The organism is Dokdonia sp. 4H-3-7-5 (genome assembly GCF_000212355.1).
In the GTDB taxonomy this organism is placed as follows: Bacteria; Bacteroidota; Bacteroidia; order Flavobacteriales; family Flavobacteriaceae; genus Dokdonia.
In genome coordinates, this window is the sequence record NC_015496.1 from 2298800 (window position 1) to 2313163 (window position 14364).

Genomic DNA, 14364 nt, shown 5'->3' on the forward strand with positions numbered 1-14364 from the left:
TATGGTTGATAAAATGAAAGATGCCGAAGACTGGCTTTACGAAATAAAACCTAAGGGAAAGCTAATAGACTTAAATTTTAAGGAAATCTGGCGATATAGGGATTTATTAGTTCTCTTTGTAAAACGTGATATTGTAACTGTCTATAAACAGACTGTTCTTGGGCCTTTATGGTTTTTAATTCAGCCATTATTTACAAGTGTGGTTTTTACGCTTGTCTTCAACACTTTTGCAAACATTGATACCGGTGTTGTTCCTCCATTTTTATTTAATCTTGCGGGAGTTACACTTTGGAATTATTTTAAGGAGAGTCTCACTACTAGTAGCTCTACATTTACTGCAAACTCAGGGCTTTTTGGTAAAGTGTACTTCCCTAGGTTTATTGTTCCCGCTTCTAAGGTGATTTCTGGATTATTTAAGTATGGAATTCAAATGCTCATTTTTGTTATTTTCTATGCTTATTTTGTTTTCTATAAAGAAGCACAAATTGCTCCGTCTTACTTAGTGTGGTTGTTTCCTTTTTGTGTAATTAATATGGCACTGTTAGGATTAGGATTTGGAATGATTTTGAGCTCTCTCACCACAAAATATAGAGATCTCACTATTTTGGTGTCTTTTGGAATTAATTTATTAATGTATTTAAGTGCGGTAATGTACCCATTAAGTGAAGCCAAGATAAAAAGTCCTGCGTATGCGTGGATTATAGAGGCAAACCCTTTGGCACAAACTATCGAGTTATACAGAAACGTTCTTCTAGGGGCAGATCATATTGCATTTGGAGGTTTTATAACAAGTTTTTTAATAAGTCTAATTGCTTTCTTTGTTGGATTGGTGGTGTTTAACCACACAGAGAAAACCTTTGTAGACACCGTATAGACTTATGAAACCAACAATAAAACTCAACTTTGTAGACTTCTGGTCTGGTTTTGATCCAAAGAATAACCTATTTACAAAGTTGTTAGCAGGGTATTATGATATAACAATTGCAGAGGATCCTGATTTTTTGTTTTTCTCATGCTATGGTAATGATTATCTAAAGTATAATTGTCCGAGATTGTTTTATACTGCAGAGAATAGGGGTACACCAAGATTTGCAGCAGATTATTCTATAACATTTGAATTTTCGAAAAGTAGTACACAATACTATTTTCCTTATTATGCATATGGTTACTTGTTTTTAGATAAGACGGCAGTGTTAACCAAGTTGATTTCTAAAAGTGAGGCATCCGAAATCTGGAATAAGAAAAACCAATTTTGCTGTACCGTAGTCTCAAATCCTAATGGAATAAAACGCAATGCTTTCTTCGACAGACTTAATGCTCGCAAGAAAGTAAATTCAGGAGGGAAATATAAAAATAATGTAGGGGGGGCGGTTAGTAGTAAGCGTGAGTTTGTTGGGCTACATAAGTTTGTTTTTGCTTTTGAAAATCAGTCTTATCCTGGATATGTGACAGAGAAATTAACAGATGCTCTGGAAAGTCAAGGTATTCCCATCTATTATGGTGATCCCCGAGTGGGGAATGTTTTTAATAAAAAACGTTTTTTATCCTATGAAGACTATAAATCTGAGGATGATTTAATCGATCATATTTTAGAAATTTATGATGATAAAGAAGCTTATATTTCTATAATATCAGAACCAATATTTATTAATAATGATTTGCCTGAGTATTTAGATTCAGAAAAGTTATTAGCCTTTTTGAAATGGTGTATTAATGATTCTAAGGGTATAGTTCCTAAAGGACAAACTTATAAAAGACAGCTACACAATACTTGGCTTTTAATACGTAGGGGAATTAAAAAAAATCCCTTTTTGAGGCGTACTTTATTAATACAGTACAGATAGTTTATGGAGAAGCCTATTTTAAAAATTGAAAACTTATCTAAACAATATCGTCTTGGTCTTGTAGGTACGGGAACCCTTTCTCACGATTTAAACCGTTTTTGGCACAAAATAAGAGGTAAGGAAGATCCATACTTACAAGTAGGAGCTGTTAATGACAGAAGTTCTGTTGCTAGCTCAGAATATGTTTGGGCATTGAAGGACATCAATTTTGAGGTGCAACGTGGAGAAATACTAGGTATTATAGGAAAGAATGGTGCAGGTAAATCTACCTTATTAAAAATACTTTCAAGAGTAACCAGTCCCACTACGGGTAGCATAAAAACCAGAGGTCGTATTGCTAGTTTATTAGAGGTGGGTACTGGTATGCATCCTGAACTTACCGGTAGAGAAAATATTTTTCTCAATGGAGCTATATTGGGAATGACTAAAGCAGAAATTTCGAGTAAAATTGATGAAATTGTAGAGTTCTCTGGTTGCCAGATGTATATTGATACTCCAGTAAAACGTTATTCTAGCGGAATGCGAGTACGATTAGGATTTGCAGTCGCTGCATTTCTTGAGCCAGATATTCTTGTGGTAGACGAGGTGCTTGCAGTAGGAGATGCCGAATTTCAGAAAAAGGCTATTGGTAAAATGCAAGATATTTCACAATCAGGAGGCAGGACGGTGCTAGTGGTTAGTCATAATATGGGAACTATACAGCAATTGTGCGATAGGTGCATTGTATTAAAGAATGGAAGTATCGCTTATGATGGCACAACAAAAGAGGGTATAGAAAGATACCTTCAAAATAATTCGGATAATCAACCTAATGCACTAAAAGCATTTATCATAAACCAAGACGACGACGAGTTTGTACTAGATAACTTTGCTATAGAGCAAAAAGGAACAACTAATGGAATTTATTATAGTGAAAAGGACTTTGAAGTATTGTTTTCTTTCAGTTTACTAAAAGATATTGACGGTTTTAGAGTAGGTTTTGATGTGATTGATAGCACATCTAATTATTTGCTATTTAGATCTTATCACGATGATCAAAATGACAGTATAGAGCAAATGAAAGCGGGTCACTATAACGTGAAAGGGGTTATACCTGCCGATTTGTTGAGAAATGGTAGATACTTTATAAAACTTGCTATAGGAATACATAATAGAAGGTGGATCGTTTTTGACGACAATATAGGTCAAGAACTGGTAGTTCAAAATTTAGAAGGAGTTAACGCAATATATATGGAGGAGCGCCCTGGCCTCATTATGCCTTCTCTACATTGGGAGCAAAATTATAGGATACAGTAAAACGATGTTTAAAAATATAACATATAGAGTTGCTCATAAGTTAGCAAAGTTTTTAAAGAATTATATTAAGAGGGTGGATGTAAAAAGACACGCTATTAATAAAAGTATAGAGGCAAGAGAGTGGGATAAACATTTTAATGACGGAAAGTTCTTTGAATATAACTTACTAGGTGAATTAAAGATGAACCTATATAAAGACAGTGTGTTATCTAAACCTATTTACGAAGGATTTGAAGTAGATGAAATGAGTTTTTTGCAATCTACTTTAAGAGAAGGAGATACATTTTTAGATATAGGTTCTAATATTGGTCTATTTTCTTTACTTGCATCTAAAAAAGTGGGGAGTACAGGTAAGGTTATCGCCTTTGAGCCTACACCATTAACCTATTCAAGATTTCAAGAAAACATAATTTTAAATAATTTTTCAAATATTGATGTAAGGCAATTAGCTCTATCTAATACCAAAGGGGAAATGAAATTTTATATTTCAAATAATGGTTATGATGCATGGAATTCACTAGCGCCTGGTCACGATGATAAATTACAAGAATCTATAAGTGTGCCAGTTAGTACTCTTGACAGTGAGTTACAAGATGAAGATAAAACTAAAATAAGCTTAGTTAAAATTGACGTAGAAGGGTGGGAGAAATTTACGCTTCTAGGAGGAAAGTCATTTTTTGAAAATTATGCTCCTATTGTTATGGTTGAGTTTACTGAGCAGAATACATTTAACGCGGGCTATATGGTTCAAGATATTTATAATGTATTAATAGAAATGGGTTACTCCTGGTATAGAATAGAGAATAAAACTCTTATTCCGGATGCTATGCGTTTGAGATATCCTTATACTAACCTCATTGCAAAAAAGTTAAAAGTATAAGTGCTAGTAAGTATAATCACCATTAATTTGAACGATAAGACTGGTCTCGAGAAGACTTGTTCTAGTGTTTTTGCACAGACATTTAAAGATTATGAGCACATAATTATTGACGGTGCGTCTATAGATGGAAGCCTTGATTATATTGAAACACATAAAGATAAATTTACCTACTGGATTAGTGAGCCAGATAGTGGTGTTTATAACGCTATGAATAAAGGTATTCGTCAAGCAAAAGGGGATTATGTGTTGTTTTTAAATAGCGGAGATATCTTATATAATGAAAATGTGTTTTCAAAAGTTGAAAATTCTCTAGTGAAAGATATAGACCTTGTCTACGGTAATCTCTGGATTGAAGGTCGTAAGGGTGAAGGGTTTACAAACAAGTATCCAGGAGTTATTGATTTTAATTTTTTTAAAAGAACTTCGTTAGGTCACGCTGCTACCTTTATTAAACGTACGCTTTTTGAAACATATGGTGTGTATAGAACAGATCTTAAAATTGTATCTGATTGGGCCTTTTTTTTTAAACTTATATGCTTAGAGAAAAGATCATATCTCAAAATAGATACTATAATAGCGGTATTCTATGAAGGTGGTTTGTCTACCGCATCTTCATATAATGAGTTACATAAAGAGGAACGTAAAAAAGTACTCCTAGAAAACTATGATCTCTATGATATTAATTTTGACCAGTTACTTATCTCAAATAAACAGCATCAAAAGTTTTATAACAAGATTAATCCAAGAGTAGAATTAGTTACTACCAATAGATTTTTTCTCAAGATTTTAAATTCAATTATTGGATTATTTGCTTTTATTTTAAAAAAGAAAAGATCTTAAAAAGAGAATTACTTTTGAATGACTAAGATTGTTGTTATCACGCTTTCGCGAAAGCGAAACAACGTTATACATAGAAAATAATAAGTTTTAAAACCTTTAGTTTTGCGCCATGCTTGTATCTGCTGTGATTCCATGTTATAATGCACAATCTACCATAGGTAGAGCTATTGATAGTTTATTACTTCAAAGCGTTGCTATAGATGAGATTATAGTTGTGAATGACGGTTCTGTAGATAATTCTCTTCAAGTGTTACAGAGCATAGCAAAAGGGAATGAAAAAATTAGAATTCTTAATCAAGAAAATAAAGGTGTTTCGAAAGCAAGAAATGTTGCAATTAATGAAGCTCGCGGCGAATTCATATTGACACTTGACGCAGATGATTATTTTGAACCTACATTTTTAGAAAAGGCAATTTTAAAGTTTGCTGAAGATGCAAATTATGGTGCCGTTATGTGTGGATATGCAAGAATTATTGATAACAAGAAAGTATTACCCTATATCCCAAGTGAAATTTCTCTAAAGTCCTGTCTACTTAATAATGGCGCACTTTCCTGTCTTTTGTTTAAAAAGAAAGCCATAATTGAGGCTGGAGGTTACGATGAGAAAATGATAAAAGGTTATGAGGATTGGGATTTAAATATTAGAATTTTAAAATCTGGTTATACGTTTGGAATCGTGAAGGAGGTGCTTTTTAATTATACAGATACCGAGGGTTCTAGAACTTATACGGCAATAGAAAATGATGAAGCACTTAGATTACAGATGTATGATAAATACCAAAAGGATTATCAAGAGCATGGTAAATATTTTTTTCAGGAATTTATAAAGCAAAATAATAAGCTTAAGCTTGAAAAGCAAAAATTATTAGATACTACTTCTTTTAGATTAGGTCATAGAATAACGTCAATGATTCAAGGTGTTATTAATGCAGTAACCCCTAAAGCAGCCCAAAGATAATATGATTTCCATAATAATCGCGACCTATAACAGAGCAGCATATATAGGCGAAACACTAAGTTCTATCATAAATCAAACCTATACAGACTTTGAGTGTATTATAATAGATGATGGTTCTACAGATAACACGAGTGATATAGTTGCAGCTATTACTAAAGAAGATTCTAGATTCACTTATATCATAAGGCCTGAAACTGTAAAAAAAGGAGCAAACCATTCTAGAAATTATGGATACTCACTGTCTAAAGGTAATTACGTTAAGTTTTTTGATAGTGATGACGTGATGTTACCTACACATTTAGAAACAAGCATCAATATTTTAAAAAAAGGGAATTATGATTTTGTGGTAGCAGATTGTGTAAATTTTGATAATACTGGTTTGTTAAAACGGCCATATGAGATAGATCGAAGGAATTCAACTCTTGATGCAATACATTATGCACAATTCAAAACAGCTTGGATAACAAATGATTTATTAGTTAAAAGAGAATATGCAAACCAGCTAGAATTTGCTGGTGATATTAAAGATCAAGCAAGCGAGTTTCAATATAATGTGAGGTTGTTATTGCTTACTCAAAATGGATTTTTAATTAATGAAATATTGACGCATAGGAGGATACATGATGGAAGTTTTTTTCTGCAATCTCAAAAACATCAGATGCGCTTTGATATTATGAACGCAGATAATTATTATGCTACAGTCCAATATATAAAAGATATCGCACCTACCTCACTCATAAAATATTTAATATCAAGCCATGTGTTGTTAACATTCAATATCGCGAGAAAAAGAAAATGGCCAGAACATATTCTTGGCGCAACTTTATTACTTGTTAAATCTAACGGACTGAAAGGTTTCTTTTACCCGGCGGCTGTGATTTTTGGATTTGTGACTGGTAAGGGTTATAAAATAGCAAAATATGTGCGGGATTAGTAATACTATTTTTGATTATGTGTTTTTGATTTCGTGAAAATTATTAAAAAAATGGTCATAGTACGCATTTTACCAGTCTATTATATAGCTTCTGTTTTGGTTAGAGAAAAGTATTATTGTTTAACCGTTTGAAGAAGTAACTGTTTTCTTATTTTTATCCTATATGATGGAAAGTACTGTACAAGCTGTCACCGTAGTCATCCCTTGCTACAACGACGGAGCGTTTATTATGGACGCTCTTAATTCAATATTAAGACAGACTGTGCTCCCAGAGCGAATCATCATTATAGATGACGGATCTGGAGCCGAAACTATGAGTGTCTTAAAATCTATAAAAAACAATATTGTTGAAGTAGTCTATCAAACTAATCAAGGAGTGTGTACCGCAAGGAACAATGGTATTGGCAAAGCAACATCATCATATATTCTAACACTAGATGCAGATGATATATTTGAACCTACATTTATAGAGAAAGCTAAGCATATTCTAGATAGCGATATGAAGGTAGGTGTAGTATGTTGTCATTATAAAGAATTTGGAAACAGCTCCAAAAATAAAGATATTATCAAACCTAAAGGTAAAATAACACAAGATTTCCTTGTCAAAAATAATGGAGTTGCCTCTGCACTTTTTAGAAAGAAATGCTGGGAAGAAGTTAATGGTTATGATGTGAACTTTGATAAAGGATATGAAGATTGGGATTTTTGGCTTTCTGTTCTAAGTCAAGGGTGGGAAATGAGAATTATTCAAGAACCTTTATTCAATTACAGAAAAAAAATACACTCACGCGATACTATGGCTCTAGCACAATTTGATAAGGAGCTAAAAATGAAAATTTTTCTAAAACATAAAAAAGTATATGAATCAAGTATTGACGTATTTGCACAGCAAATGATTTTAAGAAATACGATGCTTGTAACTAACTTAAATAAAACAAAAGAAGGTTTAGAATTTCAATTAGGTAAAATTATTTTGAAACCTATAAGAATCATTAAACGACTATTATTTCCTAGTAATGAATAATCCACTCGTTTCCATAATCGTACCATGCTATAAGCAAGCTCATTTTTTAAATGAGAGCCTGCCATCTGTCCTTAATCAAACTTATAAGCATTGGGAATGTATTATTGTAAATGACGGAAGCCCAGATAACGTAAGAGAAATAGCACAACAATGGTGTGATAAAGATGCTCGTTTTAGATATGTGGGAAAAGATAATGGAGGGTTGTCTAGCGCAAGAAATGCAGGTGTAAATGTAAGTAATGGACTATTTATCCTTCCTCTAGATGCAGATGATATCTTACATATAGATTATCTAGAACAACTCGTTCCAGTACTTGATAACAATAAAGAACTAGCTATTGTAACTTCTTATAGTGCCTTTTTTGAAAAGAGCTTAGATAACGTAATAAACAAATTAACACCAACAGGAGATTCATATCCTTATTTGTTATATGTAAATCAACTAGTAGCAACATCACTATATCGTAAAAAGTGTTGGGAAGAAGTAGGAGGGTATGATGAAACGATGAAGAAAGGTTTTGAAGACTGGGAGTTCTGGCTTTCTATTACCAAGAGAGGGTGGAAATATAAAGTTATTGAGGAGTCTCTTTTCTATTATAGGAAGGCAACAAACTCTATGCTTGTTACTACAATAAATGAAGATGCAGAACGAGTAAAAGAGTATATGATGCACAAACACCGGGATATATATATTCAAGATTTTAATAATTGCGTCACAGTATTTACAGATCATCTCATTATAAGTAGGAGGAAGGAGCAGCGGTTACAGGAGTCTTTAGAATATAAGATTGGGAAAGTGTTATTAAAACCATATAGAATGCTTCAGGGTATTTTAGCCAAAAAGTAATATGCTACTATGATTTCAGTCGTAATACGTACAAAAAATCAACAGCAAGCGCTGTCATTCTTGCTTAGTAATTTAACAAGTAGATATCAAGATGATATTGATGAGATTGTAGTCATTGATAATTTATCTACAGATGGTAGCGATGCTGTTTGTAAATCATACGGTGCTCGTATGGTTTCCATTAAAGAGTTTAGTTACGGAGGAAGTGCAAATGTTGCAGCGAGAGAGGCTAGAAATAATATAGTTGTCATTTTTAGTGCGCATTCGTATCCAGTAAGTCACGATTTTTTTAAACTCATAAAACAAGGTTTTGAGGCAAATAGCAATTTAGCTGGCCTCAGGTGTTTGCATAGCACAAATGACTATCGTGGTTATATAAATGGAATAAAAGCAAATGGAGATCCTAATAGAGGCGGATTAATATTTTCGGGATCGGCTTTTAGTAAATCTGTATGGGAACAACATCCCTTTAGAGAGGATGTTACAACTTTTGAGGATAAGGAGTGGTCTAAGCGCGTTTTAGAAGCTGGTTATGATATTGAGTTTGTTCCTTCCATATTTCATTATGAGATAAGCAGATCTAAAAAGCAACTTTTCTTTAGGTTCAAAAATGATATGATTGGTAATTATCAACTTTGGCATCAAGAAGTTAGCGTCTTGTCTGCTACCAAAGGTCTTATAGTAACAAGCTTTAGATTAAAAAAAGGATTAATAATAGATTTATGGTACGTGTTAAAGCGGTATTTATATACACTCCGTTTTGTGTCTAATAAGCCTAAAAAGTTCTAAGAGAAAGAGACTTGTGTTATTATTTTTATAATAGCCTCTATTTTTATTTCTATACTATTTGAGTGTTTGTCGTACCACCTTATAGAGGAAAGAGCTCTTAAATTTAAATCAAAACCACAAAGGTTAATTAAGAATTAAGATAGATTCTGTAGATTACAAATAATCGTTAGGAATAAAATGAAACATATTATAATAAACAAATTAGGTTATTTCTTTTTTCGCTTGAATAACAAAGGCAGAAAATTTTTTGGAAAAAATAGCCGAATTCAAAATGTCCAAAGAATTTTGAATAAAAATTTCAAAAAAGGAGAGTCTTTTAATTTTATTCAAATAGGTGGTAATGATGGTGTAAGCTTTGATTTTTTATATGATTTCGTAACAGAGAGAAACGCTACTGGAATAGTTTTGGAACCAATTCCAAGATATTATAAGGAGCTCGAGAGTAATTATAGCAACTACCCAAATATTAAGACTCTTAATAAGGCAATGCATATAGATTCATCTGGACTTATTTTATACGCCGTAAAACTAAATCCTGAACATATTTATCCAGATTGGGTTAAAGGAATTGCTTCTATTAGTAAAAGTCACCTTGTAAATCATAATATTTATGAGTGTGATATACAAGAGGTTTTAGTTGAAACTATGACTGGAGAAGGTCTTCTCAAAGAATGTAAACTATTAAATAATATAGATTTACTCCAAATTGATACCGAAGGTTATGATTACAAGATTTTGCAAATGCTTGATTTAAAGAGGATTTACCCCAAAGTAATAAAATTTGAATCAGTAAACTTGTCAAAAGAAGAAGTGCAGTTATCCTTTGATCTTATGCGCTCCTTAGGATATCATTATTTTGTAGAAGGTGGAGATACTGTTGCAATCAAAATTAATCAAATCACAATGTTTTAATGATTCCAAAGCGTATTCATTACTGTTGGTTTGGCGGCGGTGTAAAAGATTCAACAATAGTCAAGTGTATTGCTAGTTGGAAAAAATTCTGTCCAGATTATGAAATAATAGAATGGAACGAGAATAATACTGATTGTAGCCTGCCGTTTGTTCAATTTGCAATACGACAAAAAAAATGGGCATTTGTAGCAGATGTTATAAGACTAGATGTTCTTATAAATCAAGGTGGAATTTATTTGGATACCGATATGCTCTTAGTAAAAAGCTTAGATGAGTATCTAAATTCTAAATTATTTATAGGAGTTGAAGCACCGCACATGATTAATGGCGCAATTATAGGGTCTGTCTGTGATAATCGTTACATTAAAAAAGTAAGGAGGTATTATGATCAAATCAATTTCGGCGTTGATTTTAATTTTCACAATTCCACAATACCAATAATACTTTCTGAAACATTTAAAAATATGTTTGGAAAAGATTTGAATATCTTGGAACCAACGACTATCGATAATGTTACTATGTATCCTAGTCAAGTTTTTTATCCATTACCTAATAGTCATAAAATGGATATAAAGAATTATAAGAATTATTTATCAGAAGATACCGCTGCAGTACATTTGTGGAACGCCTCTTGGGTTGACTACAATGAATTTGATTACATTAAGCAAAGAAAATATTTTCAAGCAGTCAATAAAATTATAATACGTCTTTTATCTAGAGACTTTAATAGTTATTATTTCGTGAGATTGTATAAGAACTTTAGAAAGTCCCTTTAATATGATGGCTCCTTTAAAAAAGGTATTAAAGCGAATGATTGGTTATATTAACTTGTCTTTGTTTTATGTTTTAGTATTACCTAAAATAAAAAAATCCGATATCGTTTTCATATTCCCTTATTACCATATGGGAGGCGCAGAGCAGGTACACCTTGATATTGTAAAATCTATAGCAGATAAGAAAGTGACAGTTATCTTTACACATCTTTCTGCAACAGATCATTTTTTATCACGCTTTCGCGAAAGCGCAACTGTAATAGAACTCAACAGTATTATAAATAAAAAAAGTAAGCACGTGAGAACGGCACTTTTTAATACCATTGCTACAGCTATTAATAAGAGTACTACGGTTACACACGTTTTTGGCTGTAATACAAACTACTTTTACGATATTTTACCTTTAATAGATAAGCGTAAACGCCGCTTAGATTTAATACACGCTATCGCTCCAGATGATAGTAGAATAGATATACTAGCTACATCTGCCCAGTACATTGATACACGTGTTGTTATTAATGAAAAAGCAAAGAATGACATTTATCGCATTTATAGCGATAATGAAGTTTTGCAGTCATTAGATCATATAACAGTAATTGCAAACGGCGTAATATTGCCTGCGTCTACTGATGTAACTTTAAAAAATTGGAGTAAAGACATTATTAATGTTGGATTTATAGGAAGATGGTCTGAAGAGAAGCGACCAGAACTATATTTAAAAATTGCTCATAAAGCCCAAAAGAAGGGACTTGACGCTCAGTTTTATATCGCTGGATCCGGAATGAAGGCACACAAAGAGGTGATAAACAAAGCGAGTGTTTTATCCTTAGATGAAATCTCAAACAAGCAGGATCTTCAAGATTTTTATAAGAAACTACACTTTGTTATTATTTGTTCTAAAACGGAAGGATTCCCTATGGTTTTAATGGAATCCATGCCTTATGGAGTAGTCCCGCTGTGTACAAATGTGGGAGGGATATCTGAGCACATTCATCATGGAGAAATAGGAGTGCTTGTAGAAAACAGTGCCGATGAGGATGTGATTATAGAGAGTTTTCTGGATAACATTAATGCATTAGTTAATGATATTCCAAGGGTTGAGTTACTATCAAAAAAGGCACAAGAGTATGCTGTAGAGCACTTTGGTATTACTAAGTTTCAGGAATCTTATAAAAATCTATTTGTTTAATGAAAATCTTAATGATCGCCATACCTAATCATCACTTCTTCCAATGGGTCAACCAGATGGAAGGTTCGGGGCATGAGGTATTCTGGTTTGATGTAACAGACGGTGGGCCTAGGTCAGAAAAGATATCTTGGGTTACACAGATAAAAGGATGGAAACTACGATGGGATTACCCGTTGAGGTCTTTTGTTAAACAGAGAAGTGCAATACTATATCGTTTCATTCAAAAGATTAATGTAAGAAATGTAGAGGACGCATTTGCAAAAGTGTTTAAAGAAATCAATCCAGACATTGTGCATTGCTTTGAGATGAAACTGGCAGGTTTACCTATACTTTCACAGCTGCAACTATCAGACAAACCATTACTATACTCCTCTTGGGGAAGTGATATGTTTGCATATAAAGAGTTAGGAGTGACAAGGGAAGAAACTACAACATTCCTTAGTCGTGTAGATGGTTTAATAACAGATTGTCATCGTGATTATAAGATTGCAAGAGAGCATAGCTTTAAAGGGGAATTCTTAGGTGTCTTTCCAGGTAATGGAGGTATTGATATAAATGCTACCATCATCAAAGAGACTCAAGAAAGAAATTACATTCTTATTAAAGGATATGAAGATGGCACAGGAAAGGCAGGAGTCATTCTAGAGGCACTTACGCTTGTATCCCCAGAATTACTCAAAGGAAATAAGATTGTTATTTACAGTGCAGATGACGTCCTTGTAGATCAGGTGGCACATTCAGAAATATTAGTGGGACTTGACATAACGATACACTCTCGATATGCCTTTATAGCGAATACCGAGCTTCTTAAATTAATGGGGCAGAGTGTACTTCATATAGCAAATAGTGTCTCAGATGGGATGCCTAACGCTTTACTAGAAGCTATGGGGATGGGAGCTTTCCCTATACAGTCTAATCCTGGCAATGTAACGCAGGAAGTGATTACAAGCGGCGAGAATGGCTTTCTTATACAGGATCCTTACAACTCAAAAGTGATTGCACGATTAATTGAAGAAGCGCTTAAAGATGAAAGCCTGAGAAGTCGCGCACAACAATTCAATACTGCATTTATTCGTAAAAATTATAATAGAAGTATCTTACGGTCTAAAATAGAGGCATTGTATCACCAAGCTTATAACAATCATAATTCTTAATGGATATTTCCTTTTTAATTGTCACGAGAAATAGACCGGCAAATCTGAGAGTTACACTTAACACGCTGGAAAAAATCATTGATCTAGAAAAGCACGAAGTCTGTGTTTTTATAGATGGGTGTGATAAAACAACACCATTAATAGAGGAGTATAACTGGGTGCAGTGGAGTAAAGTGAATAAAAGTATAAGCGCCTCACCGGCTAGAAATGCACTTTACAAAACGGCAAAAGGAAAGATTTTTATTGGTCTAGATGATGATGCTCACCCTATAAGTGTAAATTTTATAGAAGAAGTAACATTTCGCTTTCGCGAAAGCGTAAACCTTGGTATTATAGCTTTTCAGGAAGTTCGCGGTTTATTTGCTACAGATCAAGAGGCACTTAAATGTTCAAAATCTGGGTTGTCATATATAACAAATGATTTTGTAGGCTGCGGATTTGCTATTAAAAAAGAAGCTTATGATACCACCAATGGTTTTCCTTTATGGATGGATATTTATGGAGAAGAATCTGCTGTGGCTATAGAGGTTATGGATGCAGGGTACGATATTGTATATGATTATAATCTTAAAGTAAACCATAGGGTAGATGTTGAGAAACGTAAAACTATGGGGCGTAATTACTTTAGGTTTGAGCACCAACTTAAAAATACGATTCGCTTTTATATGGTTTATTACCCTAAACCATTATTTAAGATTGCAAAGGCGCTCTTACATAACTTTAGAAAGTATGCATTGAGTGATAAGACTTATTTTAGATATTACTGGCGATCTATAGGAAGACTAATTTTAGATACAACAGTAATCTTAAAATATAGAAAACCAGTAAATGCAATCACAATTAAGAATAGGAATAATTTGAAAAGTTTGAGTTATTAAAATCTCAGATTAAGTTAATGAGTATTAAGATTGAATCTTGATATTT

General features: G+C 33.1%; 15 protein-coding genes. All 15 read left to right on the forward strand.

The features are described 5' to 3' along the window. The first annotated feature begins 1 nt into the window (after window position 1). The 15 genes from KRODI_RS10235 to KRODI_RS10305 all read left to right on the forward strand — a co-directional run bounded on the left by KRODI_RS10235 (window position 2) and on the right by KRODI_RS10305 (window position 14318). Window positions 2-874: an ABC transporter permease gene (locus KRODI_RS10235; RefSeq protein ID WP_013751536.1), complete on the forward strand. Its 873-nt coding sequence runs from the start codon at window positions 2-4 to the stop codon at window positions 872-874. A gap of 4 nt (window positions 875-878) precedes the next feature. Beyond that, window positions 879-1844, forward strand: coding sequence for an LPS biosynthesis glycosyltransferase (locus tag KRODI_RS10240; RefSeq protein WP_013751537.1), 966 nt, complete (start codon window positions 879-881; stop codon window positions 1842-1844). Window positions 1845-1847: 3 nt separating this feature from the next. After that, window positions 1848-3140 (forward strand): polysaccharide ABC transporter ATP-binding protein, encoded by a 1293-nt coding sequence (locus KRODI_RS10245; RefSeq protein ID WP_013751538.1) that lies wholly within the window; start codon window positions 1848-1850, stop codon window positions 3138-3140. Between the two features lie 4 nt (window positions 3141-3144). After that, on the forward strand, window positions 3145-4020 hold the full coding sequence (locus tag KRODI_RS10250; protein ID WP_013751539.1) for an FkbM family methyltransferase: 876 nt from the start codon (window positions 3145-3147) through the stop codon (window positions 4018-4020). Further along, a complete protein-coding gene (locus KRODI_RS10255; RefSeq protein ID WP_013751540.1) occupies window positions 4021-4860 on the forward strand; it encodes a glycosyltransferase family 2 protein in 840 nt (279 codons plus the stop codon). Window positions 4861-4969: 109 nt separating this feature from the next. Beyond that, window positions 4970-5818: a glycosyltransferase family 2 protein gene (locus tag KRODI_RS10260; RefSeq protein ID WP_013751541.1), complete on the forward strand. Its 849-nt coding sequence runs from the start codon at window positions 4970-4972 to the stop codon at window positions 5816-5818. A gap of 1 nt (window position 5819) precedes the next feature. Further along, window positions 5820-6752 (forward strand): glycosyltransferase family 2 protein, encoded by a 933-nt coding sequence (locus tag KRODI_RS10265; RefSeq protein WP_013751542.1) that lies wholly within the window; start codon window positions 5820-5822, stop codon window positions 6750-6752. Between the two features lie 166 nt (window positions 6753-6918). After that, the gene (locus KRODI_RS10270; protein WP_041295891.1) at window positions 6919-7776 is read left to right on the forward strand and encodes a glycosyltransferase family 2 protein; all 858 of its coding nucleotides are present in this window, start codon (window positions 6919-6921) and stop codon (window positions 7774-7776) included. After that, complete coding sequence (locus KRODI_RS10275; protein ID WP_013751544.1) at window positions 7769-8623, forward strand: glycosyltransferase family 2 protein; 855 nt, start codon at window positions 7769-7771, stop codon at window positions 8621-8623. Before KRODI_RS10270 ends, KRODI_RS10275 begins: the two co-directional genes overlap by 8 nt. A gap of 9 nt (window positions 8624-8632) precedes the next feature. Further along, the gene (locus KRODI_RS10280) at window positions 8633-9412 is read left to right on the forward strand and encodes a glycosyltransferase (protein WP_013751545.1); all 780 of its coding nucleotides are present in this window, start codon (window positions 8633-8635) and stop codon (window positions 9410-9412) included. Between the two features lie 177 nt (window positions 9413-9589). Continuing rightward, the gene (locus KRODI_RS10285) at window positions 9590-10324 is read left to right on the forward strand and encodes an FkbM family methyltransferase (RefSeq protein WP_013751546.1); all 735 of its coding nucleotides are present in this window, start codon (window positions 9590-9592) and stop codon (window positions 10322-10324) included. Beyond that, a complete protein-coding gene (locus KRODI_RS10290; protein ID WP_013751547.1) occupies window positions 10324-11100 on the forward strand; it encodes a glycosyltransferase family 32 protein in 777 nt (258 codons plus the stop codon). The genes KRODI_RS10285 and KRODI_RS10290 overlap by 1 nt, the downstream gene beginning before the upstream one ends. Window positions 11101-11227: 127 nt before the next feature. Further along, window positions 11228-12286, forward strand: a complete 1059-nt coding sequence (locus KRODI_RS10295; RefSeq protein WP_158307008.1) for a glycosyltransferase family 4 protein — start codon at window positions 11228-11230, stop codon at window positions 12284-12286. After that, on the forward strand, window positions 12286-13440 hold the full coding sequence (locus tag KRODI_RS10300; RefSeq protein ID WP_013751549.1) for a glycosyltransferase family 4 protein: 1155 nt from the start codon (window positions 12286-12288) through the stop codon (window positions 13438-13440). The genes KRODI_RS10295 and KRODI_RS10300 overlap by 1 nt, the downstream gene beginning before the upstream one ends. After that, a complete protein-coding gene (locus KRODI_RS10305; protein WP_013751550.1) occupies window positions 13440-14318 on the forward strand; it encodes a glycosyltransferase family 2 protein in 879 nt (292 codons plus the stop codon). The genes KRODI_RS10300 and KRODI_RS10305 overlap by 1 nt, the downstream gene beginning before the upstream one ends. Window positions 14319-14364: the final 46 nt, after the last annotated feature.

Coding starts and splice junctions, on each gene's coding strand:
- KRODI_RS10235 (WP_013751536.1), top strand. CDS start 2: ATGGTTGATAAAATGAAAGATGCCGAAGACTGGCTTTACGAAATAAAA.
- KRODI_RS10240 (WP_013751537.1), top strand. CDS start 879: ATGAAACCAACAATAAAACTCAACTTTGTAGACTTCTGGTCTGGTTTT.
- KRODI_RS10245 (WP_013751538.1), top strand. CDS start 1,848: ATGGAGAAGCCTATTTTAAAAATTGAAAACTTATCTAAACAATATCGT.
- KRODI_RS10250 (WP_013751539.1), top strand. CDS start 3,145: ATGTTTAAAAATATAACATATAGAGTTGCTCATAAGTTAGCAAAGTTT.
- KRODI_RS10260 (WP_013751541.1), top strand. CDS start 4,970: ATGCTTGTATCTGCTGTGATTCCATGTTATAATGCACAATCTACCATA.
- KRODI_RS10265 (WP_013751542.1), top strand. CDS start 5,820: ATGATTTCCATAATAATCGCGACCTATAACAGAGCAGCATATATAGGC.
- KRODI_RS10270 (WP_041295891.1), top strand. CDS start 6,919: ATGGAAAGTACTGTACAAGCTGTCACCGTAGTCATCCCTTGCTACAAC.
- KRODI_RS10275 (WP_013751544.1), top strand. CDS start 7,769: ATGAATAATCCACTCGTTTCCATAATCGTACCATGCTATAAGCAAGCT.
- KRODI_RS10280 (WP_013751545.1), top strand. CDS start 8,633: ATGATTTCAGTCGTAATACGTACAAAAAATCAACAGCAAGCGCTGTCA.
- KRODI_RS10285 (WP_013751546.1), top strand. CDS start 9,590: ATGAAACATATTATAATAAACAAATTAGGTTATTTCTTTTTTCGCTTG.
- KRODI_RS10290 (WP_013751547.1), top strand. CDS start 10,324: ATGATTCCAAAGCGTATTCATTACTGTTGGTTTGGCGGCGGTGTAAAA.
- KRODI_RS10295 (WP_158307008.1), top strand. CDS start 11,228: ATGGGAGGCGCAGAGCAGGTACACCTTGATATTGTAAAATCTATAGCA.
- KRODI_RS10300 (WP_013751549.1), top strand. CDS start 12,286: ATGAAAATCTTAATGATCGCCATACCTAATCATCACTTCTTCCAATGG.
- KRODI_RS10305 (WP_013751550.1), top strand. CDS start 13,440: ATGGATATTTCCTTTTTAATTGTCACGAGAAATAGACCGGCAAATCTG.